Source organism: Azospirillum sp. ST 5-10 (assembly GCF_051225715.1).
Lineage (GTDB): Bacteria > Pseudomonadota > Alphaproteobacteria > Azospirillales > Azospirillaceae > Azospirillum.
This window is the reverse complement of record NZ_JBPJSP010000008.1, coordinates 96119-113774: the sequence shown is the minus strand read 5'-3', so window position 1 is coordinate 113774 and position 17656 is coordinate 96119. Positions and strand designations below refer to the sequence as shown.

Genomic DNA, 17656 nt, shown 5'->3' with positions numbered 1-17656 from the left:
GGTGCCATGCCGCGAACCGCGCTTTCGTTCCTCGCCGCCGCCCTGACGGCCGCTGTCCTGACGGCCGCCATCCTGACGACCGCCGCCGGCCCGGCGGCGGCCCAGGCGCCGTTGGATCTGCAGGCGCCCGTCGACCTGTCGCTCTGCCAGTACATGACGGCCCATCGCCCCGCCGCGGACGTCGAGTACGTTCCCGGCGTCGACGTCCACGGCCGGCCGGTGGCGCCGGCCGACCTGCCGGGCTCCGCCGGCGCCGCGGCGCCGCTGGACCGTTTCGAGATCCCCGTGACCCTCGGCTTCCTGCGCCGCATGGGCGTGTCGGTGCCGCGCACCGGCCTGCCCGGCGGCACCGAGATCGGCACGCTGGTGCTCGACGGCGGCCGGCTCAGCTTCAACGGCCGCCCGCTCGACGCCGGCAGCGAGGGCCGGATCTACGCCTTCTGCCGCAGCCCGCGCTGAGGCGCGCCGCGGCGATGGACAAGCGCGCCGCGCCTTCCTAAAGTCGCACACCCCTGCGCCGGCCGGGCTCCCGGCCCCGATCGATCGAGAGTGCACCCCATGCGGATGTCCGCCTTCTTCCTGCCGACCCTCAAGGAAACCCCCACCGAGGCGCAGATCGTCTCGCACCGGCTGATGCTGCGGGCCGGCATGATCCGCCAGACCAGCGCCGGCATCTACGCCTGGCTGCCGATGGGCTGGCGGGTGCTGCGCAAGATCGAGCAGATCGTCCGCGAGGAGCAGGACGCCGCCGGCGCCCAGGAGCTGCTGATGCCGACCATCCAGTCGGCCGAGCTGTGGAAGGAGAGCGGGCGCTACGACGACTACGGCAAGGAGATGCTGCGCATCACCGACCGGCACGAGCGCGAGATGCTGTTCGGGCCCACGAACGAGGAGATGATCACCGACATCTTCCGCACCTTCGTGAAGAGCTACCGCCAGCTCCCGCTCAACCTCTACCACATCCAGTGGAAGTTCCGCGACGAGATCCGCCCGCGCTTCGGGGTGATGCGCGGCCGCGAGTTCCTGATGAAGGACGCCTATTCCTTCGACATCGACGCGGCCGGCGCCAAGCGCTCGTACCAGGCGATGTTCCTCGCCTATCTGCGCACCTTCGCCCGCATGGGCCTGAAGGCGATCCCCATGCGCGCCGACACCGGCCCGATCGGCGGCGACCTCAGCCACGAATTCATCATCCTCGCCGACACCGGCGAGAGCGGCGTCTTCTGCGACCGCCAGTGGCTCGACCTCGACGTCCTCGCCGAGGCGCCGAACCATGGCGAGGACCTGCAGCCATTCTTCGACAAGTTCACCTCGATCTACGCCGCCACCGACGAGAAGCACGTCGAGGGCGATCCGGCCGCCCCCAAGGACCTGGTGTCGGCCCGCGGCATCGAGGTCGGGCACATCTTCTATTTCGGCACCAAGTACTCCAAGCCGATGAACGCCGCCGTCGCCGGCCCGGACGGCGAGCCGGTGCTCGTCGAGATGGGCAGCTACGGCATCGGCGTGTCGCGCCTGATGGGCGCCATCATCGAGGCCAGCCACGACGACAACGGCATCGTCTGGCCCGACGCCGTGGCACCCTTCAAGGTCGGGCTGGTCAATTTGAAGCCGGGCGACGCCGAGACCGACCGCGTCTGCGGCGACCTCTACGCCAAGCTGGGCGCGGCCGGGGTCGAGGTCCTCTACGACGACCGCGACGAGCGCCCGGGCGTCAAGTTCGCCGACATGGACCTGATCGGTCTGCCCTGGCAGCTCGTCGTCGGGCCGCGCGGCCTCAAGAACGGCGTGGTCGAACTGAAGCGCCGCGCCACCGGCGCGCGCGAGGAGCTGTCGGCCGAGGCGGCGCTGGCGAAGCTGACCGCCTGACGAGGCGGCCGTGACGCTCACGATCGTGCGGCCGGCCCCGGTGTGCCGGGGCCGGCCGGTGCGGTCCGCCTGACCGCGGCCTATCCGCGGTAGCCGAGGAACGCCCAGTTCGCCCCCAGGGCCGGCGAGGAGGTGGTGCCGCTGCCGCCGATGCCGGTGCCCGGGGAATCGAGGAGCGAGAAATCCACGGCCCAGTCGGGCCCGGCCTCGGCGTTGACGAACTTGAAGCAGTAGACCGGGCCGAGCAGGCTGACCAGGGCGAAGCCGGTCAGCGGAATCGGGGCGCCCCCCTCCAGGGTCAGCGCGGCCTTCATGGGCACGACGCTGACCGTGATGTCGCCGGTCGGCACGGCGCTCTCCGGCGCGGGCCCCCGGAAGGCCGGCAAAGGGGTGCCGTCGGCCGCGCTCAGGGTCAGCGTGGCCGAGCCGGCGGGCTGGTTCGGGGCGAAGAGCATCAGGTCGTAACGGACGGCATCGCTCATCGGCGGGGTCCTCCTTGCGGTCGTGGCGGCGGCGGCCCGGCGGGGGCGCCGCGGCGATCGCGGTTGTGGGGCCTGCGGGACCGCTCTCATTTTCGGGCGGATAACCGGGCTCTGGCCAGCGGAATCCGACGCCCTGGGGGAGGATGTTCGCCGCGACGTGGCGCCGCACTGCCCCCTTCCTTTTGCCTCGTTCGGACCCTATGGTTCGCGCCGGTCCGTCCCCATATGGTGCGGACCACGCTTTCCTTCCGCGTCGCCCCGTTCCCGACAGGCCTTCATGATCTTTTCCGCTTTCGAACGCACGGTGGCGATGCGCTACCTGCGCGCCCGCCGGCAGGAGGGGTTCATCTCCGTCATCGCCGGCTTCTCGCTGCTGGGCATCGCGCTCGGGGTGGCGACGCTGATCATCGTCATGGCGGTCATGAACGGCTTCCGCGCCGAGCTGCTCGGCCGGGTGCTGGGGCTCAACGGGCACCTCAACGTCTATTCCGCCCAGGGCGGGCCGCTGCCCAACTTCGACGCGCTGGCCGACCGGCTGCGCGCCGCGCCCGGCGTGGTGCAGGTGACGCCGACCGTCGAGGGCCAGGCGCTGGTGTCGGCGCGCGGCACCGCGTCGGGCGCGGTGGTGCGCGGCGTCCGGCCGGAGGATTTCCGCCACCGGCCGACCCTGGCGGGCAACATCGCCGTCGGCTCGCTGGCGGATTTCGGCGGCGACCGCATCGCCATCGGCATCCGCATGGCGCAGCGCCTCGGCCTGACGGTGGGGGACGAGCTGACCCTGATCGCCCCCCAGGGCAACGCCACCGCCTTCGGCACGGTGCCGCGGCTGCGCCGCTTCCCGATCGGCGCGATCTTCAACGTCGGCATGTTCGAGTACGACAACGCCTTCATCTTCATGCCGCTGGAGCAGGCGCAGATCTTCTTTCGCACCGGCGACGGGTCCGTGACCTCGCTCGAGGTGTTCGTCGACGACCCGACGCAGCTCGCCGCCGCCCGCTCCGCCATCCTGCCGGCGGTGGCCGGGGTCGGCCGGGTGGTCGACTGGCAGCAGTCCAACGCCAGCTTCTTCACCGCGCTGCAGGTGGAACGCAACGTCATGTTCCTGATCCTGTCGCTGATCATCATGGTGGCCGCCTTCAACATCATCTCCAGCATGATCATGCTGGTGAAGGACAAGGGCCGCGACATCGCCATCCTGCGCACCATGGGGGCGACCCGCGGCATGATCATGCGGATCTTCTTCCTCGCCGGGGCGTCCATCGGCGTCGTCGGCACGTTGGCCGGGCTGGCGCTGGGCATCGCCTTCGCGCTCAACATCGAGAGCATCCGCCAGTTCATCCAGAGCCTGTCGGGAACCGACCTGTTCTCGGCGGAGATCTATTTCCTCTCGCAGCTGCCGGCGAAGATCGACTGGGGCGAGGTGGCGCAGGTGGCGGCGATGGCGCTCGCCCTGTCGTTCGGCGCCACCCTGTATCCGTCGTGGCGGGCCGCCCGCCTCGACCCGGTGGAGGCCCTGCGCTATGAGTGAGGCGGCGATGCTGGAGCTGGCCGACGTCGTCCGCGTCTTCGAGCAGGCGGGCACGCGGCTGGAGGTGCTGCGCGGCGCCGCCCTGGCCGTGCGGCCGGGCGAGCTGGTGGGCCTGGTCGGTCCGTCGGGCGCGGGGAAGTCCACCCTGCTGCACGTCGCCGGCCTGCTGGAACGGCCGGACGGGGGCACGGTGCGGATCGCCGGCACCGACGCCTCCCGCCTCGACGACGACAAGCGGACGGCGCTGCGCCGGCGCGCCATCGGCTTCGTCTACCAGTTCCACCACCTGCTGCCGGAGTTCTCGGCGCTGGAGAACATCGTCCTGCCGCAGATGGTCGCCGGGATGGCCAAGCGGGAGGCGGCGGTGCGGGCGCGCGAGCTGCTGGCGGCGATCGGGCTGGAGGCGCGGGCCACCCACCGGCCGGCCCGGCTGTCCGGCGGCGAGCAGCAGCGCGTCGCCATCGCCCGCGCGCTCGCCAACCGTCCCGGTCTGCTGATCGCCGACGAGCCGACCGGCAACCTCGACCCGCACACCGCCGAGGCGGTCTTCGCCATGCTGACCGACCTGGTCCGCCGCGAACGGGTCGGCGCGCTCGTCGCCACCCACAACCTGGACCTGGCGCGGCGCATGGACCGCGTCCTCGAACTGCGCGACGGCCTGCTGGTCCGCCACGGCTGAGGGGTTTCACGCAATCGCGAATTGCCGGTCCGCGGCCGGCGCGGCACACTTGCGCCCACAAGAATTCCCCGTGGGAGGGTGAGCCATGGACCAGCGGATCATCGACCTCTACGACGAGTACACCCACGCGCCGCTGCCGCGGCGCGTCTTCCTGGAGCGGCTGACGGCGCTGCTCGGCGGTGCCGCGGCGGTGCCGGCGGTGCTGCGGGCGCTCGAGCCGGCCTACGCCGAGGCGGCCATGGTCGCCGCCGACGATCCGGCGATCGCCGCGCAGAGGGTCGATTTCCCCGGCGCCACCGGGAGCCTCGGCGGTTACGTCGCGCGGCCGGGCGGCGAGCGCCGGGCGCCGGCGGTCATCGTCATCCACGAGAACCGCGGGCTCAACCCGCACATCGAGGACGTGACCCGCCGCTTCGCCAAGGAGGGGTTCGTGGCGCTCGCCCCGGACCTGCTGTCGCCGCTGGGCGGCACGCCCGACGACCCCGACCGGGCGCGCGACATGATCGGCCAGCTCAAGCGCGACGACGTCGTGCAGAACCTTCTGGCGGCCATGACCTGGCTGGAAGGCCACCGCTACGCCACCGGCAAGGTGGGGGCGGTCGGCTTCTGCTGGGGCGGCGGCATGGTCAACCAGCTCGCCGTCGCCGCGCCGGCGCTGGACGCCGGCGTCGTCTACTACGGCGCCTCGCCCGATCCGGCGCAGGCCGCCGCCATCAAGGCGCCCCTGCTGCTGCACTACGCCGGCCTCGACCAGCGCATCAACGCCGGCGTGCCGGCCTACGAGGAGGCGCTGAAGGCGGCCGGCGTCGAGCACACCATCCACCGCTACGAGGGCGCCAACCATGCCTTCAACAACGACACCTCGGCCGAGCGTTACGACGAGGCGGCGGCGACGCTGGCCTGGGGGCGCACGGTCGATTTCCTGAAGACGCGCCTCGGCGCCTGACCGGCGTCAGAGCAAGATCGCTTTTGGCCGATCCGGCCAAAAGCGTGAATCTTGATCTAAACGTTTGAATTTAGAGCGGGATCACTCCAGGTGACTCCACCTGGAGTGATCCCGCTCTAGCGGGCCGGCGCCGTCCGCGGCTGCGCCGCCGGCCCGCCCAGCGCGGTGACCGCCAGCCCGGCGAACACCAGGGCGGCGCCGGCCAGCGAGGCGGCGGTCAGCGACTCGCCGAGCACGAGGGCGCTGGAGGTCATGCCGAAGACCGGCACCAGCAGGGAGAAGGGGGCCACCAGGCTGGCCGAATAGGTCCGCAGCAGGAAACCCCAGGCGGCGAAGCCGAACAGGGTCGCCGCGCCGGCGACGTAGAGCAGGGCGGCGACCCCCGGCAGGGTCAGGCCGGCCAGCGCGGCGGCGATGCGCTCCGGCCCCTCGACGGCCAGCGAGAGGGCGAACAGCGGCAGCGGCGGCACCACGCTGACCCACAGCATCAGCCGCAGCAGGTCGGGCGCCGCGGCCCGCTTCATCAGCACGTTGGCGACACCCCAGGCCGCCGCGGCGGCGATCACCAGGGCCAGCCCGGACAGCGAGTCGCCGGCCGGCATGCCGGCGCCGATCACGGCGATCCCGGAGAAGGCGACGGCCATGCCGGCCAGCGCCCGCGGGCGCGGCCGGTCGCCCAGCCACAGGGCGGCGAACAGCACCGTGAAGAACGCCTGGGCCTGGAGCACCAGCGACGACAGCCCGGCCGGCATCCCGACGTCCATGCCGACGAACAGCAGCGAGAACTTCACCACCCCCAGCACCAGCCCGATGCCCAGCACGTGGCGCCACGCCACCGGCGGTCCGCCGGCGCCGCGCAGCGCCAGCAGCGGCGTCGCCGCCAGCAGGAAGCGCAGGGCCGAGAACAGGAGCGGCGGGACGTCCCGCAGGCCGACCTTGATGGCGACGAAGTTGAAGCCCCAGACGGCGGCGACGAGGACGGCGAGGGCGACGTGGTGTGGGCGCATGGGGCTCCGCCGGCAAGGGGGGAGGGGCGGGCGCGGCGGCCCGCGCCGGGGGGGGGCGCCGTCAGGTGCCGGTGTGGACGCGCCGGCACTCGTCGAGGGCGTTGAGCGCCCACAGCGTGCCGGTCAGGTCGAAGCTGGCCAGCGGGCCGCCGGGGCCGCGGAACGTGACGTTCTTGTTGCGGGCGAAGCGGTGGACGGCGTCGTCGTAGCGCGCGGTGGGAAAGGTCACCACCAGCGACGGGCCGGGCTGAACCTCGGCGCGGTAGGCGGTGCGTTCGCCGTCGTCGAAGCGGGCCTGGAGGCGCACCGCGCCGTCGGCGGGCTTGCGCGGGCCGACGCCGGCGAGGCGGAAGGCCGAATCCCGCGCGCCGGCGACGAACACCAGCCGGGCGCCGCGGACCTGGGGCCGCCATGCCTTGCAGAAGGGCTGGCCCGCCGTGTCGGCGGCGTGGAACTCGATCACCCAGTTGTCGCGTTCGCCGACGATGCGGGTCGGCGTCTCCACCGCCGGGGCGGCCGCCTCGGCGGCGGCGGGCGGTTCCGAGGGCGGCGTCTGGCAGGCGGCGAGCGCCATGGAGGCGAGCAGGAACAGCAGACCGCCGGCTCGGACACGTCGCATGGGGTGTTCTCCGGGGAGGGATCGTGTGGACAGGGTACTTACACCAACGACGGAGGATCGCGAAGTATTCCTTCTCCGACCGATCGGGGCGGGACCGGCCGCCGCCCCCGCCGGCGGCGGCCTACTCGAGGCCCATCTTCTTGCGCACGTCGTAGCTGCGCTTGGCGGCCCACTGCTCCATGAACTTGACGAGCTCGGCGTCGGGCGGCTCGGGCAGGACGACCTTGAGTTTCACGTACTGGTCGCCGGTCTGCTTGGTCTTCTGCGACACCACGCCCTTGCCGCGTAGGCGCAGGACCGAGCCGGTGTTGGAGCCCGGCGGCACCTTCACGGCGACGGCGCCGGCCACGGTGGGGACACGCACGGTGGCGCCGAGGATCGCCTCGTTCAAGGTGATCGGCAGCTCCAGGTGGATGTCGCCGTCCTGCCGGCTGAAGTGGGGATGCTCCTCGACGTGCACCTCGACGATGGCGTCGCCGGCCAGGTCGCCGCCCAGCCCGGGCAGGCCCTGCCCCTTGAGGCGGAGCTTCTGCTCGTCCTCGGTGCCGGGCGGGATGGCGACGTCCAGGCTCTTGCCGTTGGACAGGCTGATGCGCCGTTTGGCGCCCTGCGCCGCCTCCAGGAAGGACACGGTGACGGAATAGGCGATGTCGGCGCCGCGCGCCTTGGCGCCGGCCCCCGCGCGGCCGCCGGCCCCGGCGGCGCCCGGCTTGGCCGAGCCGGTGCCGGGGCCGGCGCGGCGCCGCGAGAACAGGTCGGAGAACCAGTCGTCGCCGAAGCCGAAGCCGGACTCGTCGGTGCCGCCGGCATGGCTGCGGGCGCGCGACGACTGGCCGCGGTAGGCCGACGCGCCGGGGTGGCGGTCGCTGCCGTCGGCGTCGATCTCACCGCGGTCGAAGCGGGCGCGCTTGGTCGCGTCGGACAGCAGCGTGTAGGCGGCCGAGATCTCCTTGAAGCGCTCCTCGTTGCCGGCGTGGCCCGGCTTGAGGTCGGGATGGCACTCCTTGGCGAGCTTGCGGTACGCCTTCTTGATCTCGTCGACGCTGGCGGTCCGCTGGACGCCGAGCACCTGATAGGGGTCGCGCATGGTGGGCACGGAGCAGTACATCCCCGCCCCGGCGACCGGGGCACACTGGCTGGAGTGACGTCAATCGACGAGTTTCCACGTACCGTCGGGCAGTTTGCAAGCGGTTCCGAACGCCATCTCCTTCTGGCCGTCGGCCGTCACGGTCTGCTGGTACTCCCGGCAATACTCGCCCTTGTTGTTGTAGCCGGCGCGCGTGCTGGTGACGGTGCCGGAATGGCCCGTCACAGGATTGTTCCAGCCGATCAGCTCGCCGACCGGCGCGGCGTAGGCGCGCCGCGCGGCCTCGGCGGCGTGGGGCTGGTCGGAGGCGGCGATCGAGGCGGCGATCGGCTTGCCCATGTAGGCGCCGAGCAGGCTGCCGACGTCGCCGGCGGCCGGCGTGTCGGGCGGCCCGCCGATCTTCGAGCCGATGACGCCGCCGACCACGCTGTCGGGGGCACGGTTGGCCGCCGGCTTGGCGGTGGACTGGCAGCCGGCGAGAAGGGCCGCCACGGCGGCCGCGCAGAGGAAGGACTTCGGATGCATCATGCTGGCCTTGCAGGTTTGGCGGCGGGGGCGGTCCCGGCGGTCTCGGGTCTGCCCTGCGCGCCTTTGGCCACCGGTATAGTCGAACCTGTGCTATCTGTGAATTGCGACCTGAGGGGCGCGGCGAGCGTCCGCGGGCGCACGCGAACGAGGAGGGGAACGAACCGACATGGGCGATCCGAGCGAGCAGGATCCTTTCGCGCTGTTCGCCGCCTGGATGGCGGAGGCCGAGAAGAGCGAGCCGAACGATCCCAACGCCGTGGCGCTCGCCACGGCCGACGCCGCCGGCCTGCCGTCGCTGCGGATGGTGCTGCTCAAGGCGGTCGACGACCGCGGCTTCGTCTTCTACACCAACACCGAAAGCCGCAAGGGCGAGCAGCTCGCCGCCAACCCCAACGCCGCCCTGTGCTTCCACTGGAAGTCGCTGCGGCGCCAGGTGCGGGTGGAGGGCGCGGTGGAACGGGTGACCGACGCCGAGGCCGACGCCTATTTCGCCAGCCGGCCGCGCGACAGCCGCATCGGCGCCTGGGCGTCGCAGCAGTCGCGACCCATGGAGGGGCGCTGGGACCTGGAGAAGCGGGTGGCCCAGTACGCCGCCAAGTTCAACATCGGCCACGTTCCGCGCCCGCCGCACTGGACCGGGTTCCGGGTGCTGCCGCGGCGCATCGAATTCTGGACCGACAAGCCCTTCCGCCTGCACGAGCGCATCCTGTTCGTCCGCGGTGCTGGAGCGGGAGACCAGGGGTGGACGACCGAACGCCTCTTCCCGTGAGGCCGCAGCCGCCCGCCACGCACGCCGAGCGGTTGCGGCGGCGCGCGACCTACGCCAGCGTGTCGGTGGCGCTGACCCTGATCGTCGCCAAGCTGTCGGCCTACATGCTGACCGAATCGGTCAGCCTGCTGTCGTCGCTCATCGATTCCTCGACCGACTTGCTGGCCTCGCTGGTCACCCTGTTCGCGGTGCGCCAAGCGATGAAGCCGCCCGACCGCATGCACCGCTACGGCCACGGCAAGGCCGAGGCGCTGGCGGCGCTCGCCCAGGCGGCGTTCATCGGCGGTTCGGCGCTGTTCCTGTCGATCGAGGCGGTGCGCCGCCTCATCCACCCCGAGCCGATCGAGCAGGGGGCGATCGCCGTCGCGGTGATGGTCCTGTCGGTGGTCCTGACGTTCGGGCTCATCCGCTACCAGCGCCACGTCGTCGAGGCGACCGGCTCGGTGGCGATCGGCGCCGACCGCCTGCACTACACCGGCGATCTGCTGACCAACGCCGCGGTCATCGCCGCCATCGTCCTGACCGCCTGGACCGGCGTCGCCGCCATCGATTCCCTCGCCGCCCTCGGCATCGCCGCCTTCCTGCTGCGCGGCGCGCGCGGCGTCGCCATCGACGCGCTGGCGGTGCTGATGGACCGCGAGCTGGCGCAGGAGGAGCGCGACCGCATCGCCCGCATCGTCCTCGCCCATCCCGGCGCCCGCGGCCTGCACGACCTGCGCACCCGCAACGCCGGCATCGGCGTCTTCATCGAACTCCACCTGGAGGTCGATCCGGAGCTGTCGGTGGGGGAGGCCCACGACATCGCCGATGCCATCGAGCGCGAGCTGATGGGCGCCTTTCCCAACAGCGCGGCGCTGATCCACCAGGAACCGGCCGGGCTGGACGACGAACGGCTCGACCACCGCATCGGCGAGCACCGCTGAGGCGGAGCGGCGTCCTGTCGGATCCGTCACCAGAAGGGCCGTTCCTGTCGCAGGTCGTACAACATAAAACTTGTGTGGTGTGTCGCCGGGCCGGCGAAGTCCCCGTCTTTGCGTGACGCGGACGCGCTCCGGCCTGTGGCACGCTTCCTGCTTGTCCCCGGCGATCGATCGCGCTTCATGCCGAGGGATGGTGGATGAGAGGGGTGGAACCGTACCTGAGCGGTCGCGAGCGGCGTTTCCCGCCGGACGAGATCATCGTCAGCAAGACCGATCCCCAGGGCCGCCTGACCTACGTCAACGACGTCTTCGTCGAGGTCGCCGGCTACGCCGAGGCCGAGCTGCTCGGGCGGCCCCACAACATCATCCGCCATCCCGCCATGCCGCGCGCCATCTTCGCCCTGATGTGGCGGACCATCCGCGGCGGCCGGGAGATCTTCGCCTACGTCAACAACCGGGCGAAGAACGGCGACCATTACTGGGTGCTGGCCCACGTCACCCCCAACTTCACGGCGGCGGGCGCCGTCGCCGGCTACCACTCCAGCCGGCGGGCGCCGCGGCGCGACGCCCTGGCGAGGGTCGAACCGCTCTACCGGCGCCTGCGGGCGGCGGAACGCGAGGCGGGCGACGGCGAGGCCGGGGTGGCCGCGGCCGGACGCATCCTCGACGACATCCTGAACGCGGAGGGCAGGGGCTATGACGAATTCGTCCTCGGTCTCTAGGGCCCGCGCCGCCGCGTCGGTGGCGTTCGGCGGCGCGGCCGTCCTGGCGCTGGCCGCCGCCCTCCGCCAGGATGCGGTGGCGGCGGTCCTTGCCCTGCCGGTGCTGGCGGGCGCCGGCGTCTGTCTGACCGCCCTGCGGCAGGCCGCCCGGACCATCGGCCGGGCGGCCGGCGTCTGCGAGGCGGCGGCGCACGGCGATCTCTCGGTGCGCCTCGTCGGCGTCGGCGAGTCGGGCGACCTCGGCCGCATGCTGCGCAACGTCAACCGCCTGCTCGACCTGACGGAGGCGTTCTGCAAGGAGGCGGACGCCGCCATGCAGGGGGCCAGCGGCCGGCGCTACTACCGGACGATCCTCACCACCGGCCTGCGCGGCGACTTCGCGCGCCACGCCGACACCATCAGCCGGGCGCTCGACCGGATGAAGGAGCGCGACGCCGAGGCCCTGCGCTTCGCCGAGGAGAACGTCCGCCAGGTGCTGGTGACGGTGTCCGACGCCGTGACGCTGCTGCGCGGCAACGCCGACCGCCTCGCCGCCAACACCGACGCCGCCGTGCGCGACGCGGTCGCCGCGGCGGCCGGCGCCCAGCAGGCCTCCGCCAACGTCGAGGCCGCCGCCGCGGCGGCCGGCCAGCTTTCCGCTTCCTTCGGGGAGATCCGTCAGCAGACCGCGGCGGCGACCGCCATCGCCGGGGATGCGGTGTCGCTGGCCGACGGCGTCGACCGCACGGTGGGCGAGCTGTCCGAAGCGGCCGAGCGCATCGGCAGCGTGGTGGCGCTGATCCACGACGTCGCCGACAAGACCAACCTGCTGGCTTTGAACGCCACCATCGAGGCGGCGCGCGCCGGCGAGGCGGGACGGGGCTTCGCCGTGGTCGCCTCGGAGGTCAAGAGCCTGGCCAGCCAGACCGCCCGGGCCACCGAGGAGATCGCCGAGCACGTCCGGCGCATGCGCCTCGTCGCCGAGGGCGCCGGCGGCGCCCTGCGGCGGATCGCCGGCACCCTCGGCCGCATCGAGGCGACCTCGACCGCGGTGGCCGGTGCGGTGCAGCAGCAGGACACCGTCACCGCCGGCATCACCCGCAACGTCGGCGAGGCGGCGGCGGGGGCCGGCGCCGTCACCACCTCCATCGCCACGGTGCGCAACGCCGCCGAACAGACCAACACCGCCGTCGGCGCGATCGCCGCCGCGACCGCCGATCTGGCCCGCCAGGCGGAGGCGCTGGAAGGGCAGATCGAGGCCTTCATCGGCCGGATCCGGGCGGCGTGACGCGGCGGCGACGCCGCTCAGACGAACGCCACCCCCGGCTTGGCGCCCAGCTTCTTGAGGACCATCGCCGCCGGGCAGAAGCCGGTGAAGGCGGCCTGGAGCATGTTCAGGCCGACGAAGGCGGTGAGATACAGCCAAGCCTCGTTGTGCAGCTGCGACAGGGCCAGGCTGATCAGGACCATGCTGCCGGCAAACGCGAACATGATGCGGTCGAGCGACATCGGGGAGATCCTTTCCTTCAGGGGTGATCGCGGTCCGGACGGGCGCAGTAGAGGTCCGACAGCACGCCGATGAGCGCTTCCACCTCCCGGCTGGCCAGGGAATAGTGGATCGTCTGTGCCGTCCGGCGCGTGGCCACCAGCCCGTCGGCCCGCAGGCGCGCCAGATGCTGGGACAGCGCCGACTGGCTGAGGCCGACGCGTGCGGCCAATTCGCCCACCGTCTTCTCGCCGCCTTCGAGCTGGCACAGAATCATCAGGCGACGTTCGTTCCCCATCGCCCTCAGAAGCCGAGCCGCCTTCCAGGCGTTGCCTTCCAGCTCCGCGATATTCATGCTTGCTAAATTAGATATTCTGCATATATCGGTCAAGGCAAATCCGTCCACCCTCCGCCGAGGGAGCCTGTCATGGTCCGTCCGCCCCGTGCCGCCCGTGTCCTGCGCGTCGTCCTTGCCGGCGCCGTGCTTGCCCTTGCCGGCCCCATGTCCGGTGCCGTCTCCGGTGCCGTCTCCGGTGCCGTTTCCGGACCCGCGCTTGGCGCCGAGCCGGCGCGGGCGGTGGCGGAACGGCGTGCCGTCGACGACCTGAAGGCGGTCTTCGCCACCGTGGAAAGCGTGCGCGAGGCGACGGCGCGCACCCGCATCGGCGGCACCGTGCGCGCGCTGGCGGTGGTCGAAGGCGATCGGGTGGAGGGCGGCCGGACGCTGGCCACCGTCGACGACCCCAAGCTGAGACTCCAGCTCACCGCCCTCGACGCCAGGCTCCGCTCCCTGGAGGCCCAGCGCCGCCAGGCGGAGATCGAGCTGGACCGTGCGCAGTCCCTGCGCGCCAGCGGCACCGGCTCGCAGGCCCGCCTCGACGACGCGCGCACCACCCTCGACGTGACGGTGGCGCAGCTCGCCGCCTCGGCGGCGGAGCGCGCCGTGGTGGAGCAGCAACTCGCCGAGGGGGCCGTGCTCGCCCCGGCCGGCGGCCGGGTGCTGAGCGTCAAGGTGGTCGAGGGCAGCGTCGTGATGGCGGGCGAGCCGGTCGCCGTGATCGCCACCGACCGCTACATCCTGCGCCTGCGCCTGCCGGAACGGCACGCCCGCTTCATCGGCGAGGGCGACCGGGTGCTGGTCGGGGCGCGCGGCCTCGGCGCCGCCGACGGGGCGGCCGAGCGGCTGGGCGCCGGCACGGTGCGCCTGGTCTATCCCGAACTGGAGCAGGGTCACGTGGTGGCGGACGTCGCCGTCGACGGGCTCGGCGACTATTTCGTCGGCGAGCGGGTGCGGGTCTTCGTCGCCACCGGCACCCGCACCGCGATCGTCCTGCCGGACGGGTTCGTGACGCGCCGCTTCGGCCTGGAAACGGTGACCCTGGCCGACGGCACGCAGACCGTGGTGCAGACCGGCCAGCCGCTGCCGGCGACGCCGGACGGGCCGGGCGGGGTCGAGATCCTGTCCGGTCTGCGGCCCGGCGACGTCGTCGTGCGGCCGTGACGGCGGGGAGGCAGCCATGACCCTCGGCCTGTCCGGCGTGCTGACGCGCGCCTTCATCCGCTCGCCGCTGACCCCGCTCCTGCTGCTCGCCTCGGTCGTGCTCGGGCTGGTCGCCCTCCAGGGCCTGGCCCGCGAGGAGGAGCCGCAGATCTCCGTTCCCATGGTCGACGTCCACGTCCGCGCCGACGGCCTCAAGGCCGAGGACGCCGTGGAACTGGTCACCAAGCCGCTGGAGGAGATCGTCAAGGGCATCGACGCGGTCGAGCACACCTACAGCCAGACCGTCGACGACGGCGTCGTCGTCACCGCGCGCTTCGACGTCGGCACCGACGCCGACGACGCCATCCTGCGCGTGCACGAGAAGATCCGCGCCAACCTGGACCGCATCCCGCTGGGAATTCCCGAGCCGCTGATCGTCGGCCGCGGCATCAACGACGTGGCGATCCTGACCCTGACCCTGGCGCCCAGGCCCGAAGCGGCCGCCCGCTGGGACGACAACGCCCTCCATTCCGTCGCCGACGAGCTGCTGGCCGAACTGGTCAAGGTCGAGGACGTCGGTCTGACCTACGTCGTCGGCGGCCGGCCCGACCAGATCCGGGTCGAGCCGGACCCCGAGCGTCTGGCGCTCTACGGCGTCACGCTCAACCAGCTCGTCGACAAGGTGCGGAACGCCAACCGCTCGTTCGTCGTCGGAACGCTGCGCGCCGACGGCGGCAGCCGCACCGCGGTGGCCGGCCAGACCCTGCGGGGCGTGCCCGACATCGGTCTGCTCCTGCTCACCACCAGCGACGGCCGGCCGGTCTACGTCAAGGACGTGGCGGCGGTCGTGGTGGGGGCGGCGCCGACCGAACGGCGGGCCTGGCACATGGTGCCGGACGGGCGCGGCGGCCTCACCGCCGTCCCGGCGGTGACCCTGGCGCTGGCCAAGCGGGCGGGGGCCAACGCCGTCACCATCGCCGAGGCGGTGCTCGACCGGCTGGCCCTGGTCGAGGAGCGGCTGCTGCCGCGCGACCTCGCGGTGACGGTCACCCGCAACTACGGCGAGACGGCCGACGAGAAGGCCGACGAGCTGCTGTTCCACCTGGCGCTCGCCACGGTCTCCATCGTCGTCCTGGTGACCGCCGCCATCGGCTGGCGCGAGGGTGCGGTGACCCTGGTGGTCATTCCCACCACCATCCTGCTCACCCTCTTCGCCTCCTGGCTGATGGGCTACACCATCAACCGGGTCAGCCTGTTCGCGCTGATCTTCTCCATCGGCATCCTGGTGGACGACGCCATCGTCGTCGTCGAGAACATCGACCGCCACTGGTCGATGAACGACGGCCGGCCGCGGGTCCAGGCCGCCATCGAGGCGGTGGCCGAGGTCGGCAACCCGACCGTCGTCGCCACCCTCACCGTGATCACCGCGCTGCTGCCGATGATGTTCGTGTCCGGCCTCATGGGGCCGTACATGAGCCCGATCCCGGCCAACGCGTCGGCGGCGATGCTGTTCAGCTTCTTCGTCGCCATGGTGCTGACGCCCTGGCTGATGGTGAAGCTGCGCCGGGACGGCACCCCGGCCGCCGCCCACGGAGCCGGGCAGGAGGGCGGTCACGGGGACGGTCACGGCGGCGGCTGGCTGCCGCGGGCCTACCGCGCGGTGGCGGCGCCGCTGGTCGCGTCGAAGGCGCGGGCGTGGCTGTTCCTGCTGGCGGTCGGGGCGGCGACCCTCGCCTCCATGGCCCTGTTCTACACCCGGGACGTCACCGTCAAGCTGCTGCCGTTCGACGACAAGTCCGAGCTGCAGGTGGTCGTCGACCTGCCCGAAGGGGCTGCGGTGGAGGACACCGAGCGCGCCCTGTTCGCCGCGGCGCGGGCCGTGGCCGACCTGCCCGAGCTGGCGAGCCTGCAGGCCTATGCCGGGACGGCGGCCCCCTTCACCTTCAACGGGCTGGTCCGCCATTACTATCTGCGGGCGCAGCCGGAGCAGGGCGATCTCCAGGTGAACCTGGCGCCCAAGCACGCGCGCCAGCGCGCCAGCCACGCCATCGCCCTGGACCTGCGGGAGCGGCTGGCGACCGTTGCCTTTCCCGAGGGCACCGCGGTGAAGGTGGTGGAGGTGCCGCCCGGGCCGCCGGTGCTGGCGACCCTGCTGGCGGAAATCTACGGCCCGGACGCCGAGAGCCGCCGCGCCGCCGCGGCGCAGGTGCGCGAGGCGTTCCGCGCCGTGCCCTTCGTGGTCGACACCGACGACAGCTTCGGCCGGCCGGCCGAGCGCCTGCGCTTCGCGCTGAACCAGGAGAACCTGGAGTTCTTCGGCGTCGAGGAGGAGGCGGTCTACGACACCCTGCAGGCGCTGATGGGCGGCGTGCCGGTGGGCTACTCGCACCGCGGCGCCGGGCTCGACCCGGTGGAGATCGCGGTGCGCCTGCCCGAGGCCGACCTGCACCCGAGCGAACGGCTGCTCGCCACGCCGGTGCCCGGGCGCAACGGGACGGCCGAGCTGGGCGATCTGGTGCGGGTGACGCGCGAGCCCGCTTCCTACCCGCTGTTCCGCCGCGACGGCCGCTTCGCCGAGATGGTGCAGGCCGAGCTGGCCGGTGCCTACGAGGCGCCGGTCTACGGCATGCTGGCGGTGGCCGAGCGGGTCGCGGCGATGGACTGGTCGCACCTCGGCCTCGACGGTCCCCCCGCCATCGGCCTGCACGGCCAGCCCGCCGACGAGTCCGCCGTCTCCCTGCTGTGGGACGGCGAGTGGGAGATCACCTACGTGACCTTCCGCGACATGGGCGCGGCCTTCGCCGTCGCCATCCTCGGCATCTACCTGCTGGTGGTGGGGCAGTTCGGCAGCTTCAAGCTGCCGCTGGTGATCCTCGTTCCGGTGCCGCTGACCCTGATCGGCATCCTGCTCGGCCACTGGTTGTTCGGGGCGGCCTTCACCGCCACCTCGATGATCGGCTTCATCGCGCTCGCCGGCATCATCGTCCGCAACTCCATCCTGCTGGTCGACTTCATCCGCCACCTGCGCGGCGCCGGCCTGCCGCTGCGCCGGGCGGTGCTCGACGCCGGGGCCGTCCGCTTCAAGCCGATCCTGCTGACGGCCCTGGCGGCGATGATCGGCGCCGCCTTCATCCTCGCCGACCCGATCTTCCAGGGGCTCGCCATCTCCCTGCTGTTCGGGCTGATGAGCTCGACCCTGCTGACTGTGTTGGTCATCCCCGCGATCTACGTGGTGTTGCGCGACGACGGCCGGCCGGCCGGCTGATCGCGCGACGCCGGTAGCGGGACGGCCGGAAACAACCTGTTACATCGCCGGGACGGGTCTTGGCTCGCCCCGGTCGACCTGTTGCGGTTTCGCAAAAAACCGGCAATAATCGAAATGGGGAGAAAACGCACCATCCGACACAGATAAAAACGCGGCGGACGAAATGGATAGCACGTTCGGCAACCGTTCGTATCTCATCGTAGATATTGCAGCGGAAGCGGGGACGCTCGGCATCGAAATTGCCGACGTCGCCGGTCATGTGGATGACGTCAGCAGGCGGATCAACAAGC

18 protein-coding genes are annotated in these 17656 nt (G+C 72.2%); 11 read left to right on the top strand and 7 right to left on the bottom strand.

Annotation, left to right across the window (positions count from 1 at the left end):
* The first annotated feature begins 6 nt into the window (after nt 1–6).
* Both ACSBPG_RS11830 and proS read left to right on the top strand, forming a co-directional pair.
* The gene (locus ACSBPG_RS11830; RefSeq protein ID WP_435537363.1) at nt 7–459 is read left to right on the top strand and encodes a hypothetical protein; all 453 of its coding nucleotides are present in this window, start codon (nt 7–9) and stop codon (nt 457–459) included.
* Nucleotides 460–558: 99 nt separating this feature from the next.
* On the top strand, nt 559–1869 hold the full coding sequence (gene proS, locus ACSBPG_RS11825) for a proline--tRNA ligase (RefSeq protein WP_435537362.1): 1311 nt from the start codon (nt 559–561) through the stop codon (nt 1867–1869).
* A gap of 80 nt (nt 1870–1949) precedes the next feature.
* On the opposite strand, the gene ACSBPG_RS11820 is transcribed toward proS, so the two are convergent.
* Nucleotides 1950–2351, bottom strand: coding sequence for a hypothetical protein (locus ACSBPG_RS11820; RefSeq protein WP_435537361.1), 402 nt, complete (start codon nt 2349–2351; stop codon nt 1950–1952).
* 277 nt (nt 2352–2628) lie between these two features.
* Here ACSBPG_RS11820 and ACSBPG_RS11815 point away from each other — a divergent pair, with 277 nt between their 5' ends.
* The 3 genes from ACSBPG_RS11815 (at nt 2629) to ACSBPG_RS11805 (ending at nt 5504) form a co-directional block, all read left to right on the top strand.
* Complete coding sequence (locus ACSBPG_RS11815; protein WP_435537360.1) at nt 2629–3879, top strand: lipoprotein-releasing ABC transporter permease subunit; 1251 nt, start codon at nt 2629–2631, stop codon at nt 3877–3879.
* On the top strand, nt 3872–4558 hold the full coding sequence (locus tag ACSBPG_RS11810) for an ABC transporter ATP-binding protein (RefSeq protein WP_435537359.1): 687 nt from the start codon (nt 3872–3874) through the stop codon (nt 4556–4558). Before ACSBPG_RS11815 ends, ACSBPG_RS11810 begins: the two co-directional genes overlap by 8 nt.
* Nucleotides 4559–4643: 85 nt before the next feature.
* Entirely contained in the window at nt 4644–5504 is an 861-nt protein-coding gene (locus ACSBPG_RS11805; RefSeq protein ID WP_435537358.1) for a dienelactone hydrolase family protein, read from the top strand.
* A gap of 116 nt (nt 5505–5620) precedes the next feature.
* On the opposite strand, the gene ACSBPG_RS11800 is transcribed toward ACSBPG_RS11805, so the two are convergent.
* The 4 genes from ACSBPG_RS11800 to ACSBPG_RS11785 all read right to left on the bottom strand — a co-directional run bounded on the left by ACSBPG_RS11800 (nt 5621) and on the right by ACSBPG_RS11785 (nt 8745).
* Nucleotides 5621–6511 (bottom strand): EamA family transporter, encoded by an 891-nt coding sequence (locus ACSBPG_RS11800; RefSeq protein WP_435537357.1) that lies wholly within the window; start codon nt 6509–6511, stop codon nt 5621–5623.
* A 61-nt stretch (nt 6512–6572) separates the two neighbouring features.
* Nucleotides 6573–7130 (bottom strand): hypothetical protein, encoded by a 558-nt coding sequence (locus ACSBPG_RS11795; protein WP_435537356.1) that lies wholly within the window; start codon nt 7128–7130, stop codon nt 6573–6575.
* A gap of 121 nt (nt 7131–7251) precedes the next feature.
* Entirely contained in the window at nt 7252–8217 is a 966-nt protein-coding gene (locus ACSBPG_RS11790) for a DnaJ C-terminal domain-containing protein (RefSeq protein ID WP_435537449.1), read from the bottom strand.
* A gap of 60 nt (nt 8218–8277) precedes the next feature.
* Nucleotides 8278–8745 (bottom strand): RT0821/Lpp0805 family surface protein, encoded by a 468-nt coding sequence (locus tag ACSBPG_RS11785; protein ID WP_435537355.1) that lies wholly within the window; start codon nt 8743–8745, stop codon nt 8278–8280.
* Nucleotides 8746–8911: 166 nt separating this feature from the next.
* Here ACSBPG_RS11785 and pdxH point away from each other — a divergent pair, with 166 nt between their 5' ends.
* From pdxH to ACSBPG_RS11765, 4 genes are all read left to right on the top strand, one after another.
* Entirely contained in the window at nt 8912–9514 is a 603-nt protein-coding gene (pdxH, locus tag ACSBPG_RS11780; RefSeq protein ID WP_435537354.1) for a pyridoxamine 5'-phosphate oxidase, read from the top strand.
* Entirely contained in the window at nt 9487–10437 is a 951-nt protein-coding gene (locus ACSBPG_RS11775) for a cation diffusion facilitator family transporter (RefSeq protein ID WP_435537353.1), read from the top strand. The genes pdxH and ACSBPG_RS11775 overlap by 28 nt, the downstream gene beginning before the upstream one ends.
* A gap of 194 nt (nt 10438–10631) precedes the next feature.
* Nucleotides 10632–11156 (top strand): PAS domain-containing protein, encoded by a 525-nt coding sequence (locus ACSBPG_RS11770; protein ID WP_435537352.1) that lies wholly within the window; start codon nt 10632–10634, stop codon nt 11154–11156.
* Nucleotides 11131–12423 (top strand): methyl-accepting chemotaxis protein, encoded by a 1293-nt coding sequence (locus ACSBPG_RS11765; RefSeq protein ID WP_435537351.1) that lies wholly within the window; start codon nt 11131–11133, stop codon nt 12421–12423. The genes ACSBPG_RS11770 and ACSBPG_RS11765 overlap by 26 nt, the downstream gene beginning before the upstream one ends.
* A gap of 17 nt (nt 12424–12440) precedes the next feature.
* On the opposite strand, the gene ACSBPG_RS11760 is transcribed toward ACSBPG_RS11765, so the two are convergent.
* On the bottom strand, nt 12441–12644 hold the full coding sequence (locus tag ACSBPG_RS11760; RefSeq protein WP_435537350.1) for a YgaP family membrane protein: 204 nt from the start codon (nt 12642–12644) through the stop codon (nt 12441–12443).
* Between the two features lie 17 nt (nt 12645–12661).
* Complete coding sequence (locus tag ACSBPG_RS11755) at nt 12662–12976, bottom strand: ArsR/SmtB family transcription factor (protein WP_435537349.1); 315 nt, start codon at nt 12974–12976, stop codon at nt 12662–12664.
* A gap of 72 nt (nt 12977–13048) precedes the next feature.
* On the opposite strand from ACSBPG_RS11755, the gene ACSBPG_RS11750 reads away from it, so the two are divergent.
* Both ACSBPG_RS11750 and ACSBPG_RS11745 read left to right on the top strand, forming a co-directional pair.
* The gene (locus ACSBPG_RS11750; RefSeq protein WP_435537348.1) at nt 13049–14122 is read left to right on the top strand and encodes an efflux RND transporter periplasmic adaptor subunit; all 1074 of its coding nucleotides are present in this window, start codon (nt 13049–13051) and stop codon (nt 14120–14122) included.
* A 16-nt stretch (nt 14123–14138) separates the two neighbouring features.
* A complete protein-coding gene (locus ACSBPG_RS11745) occupies nt 14139–17366 on the top strand; it encodes an efflux RND transporter permease subunit (protein ID WP_435537347.1) in 3228 nt (1075 codons plus the stop codon).
* Nucleotides 17367–17656 lie beyond the last annotated feature (290 nt).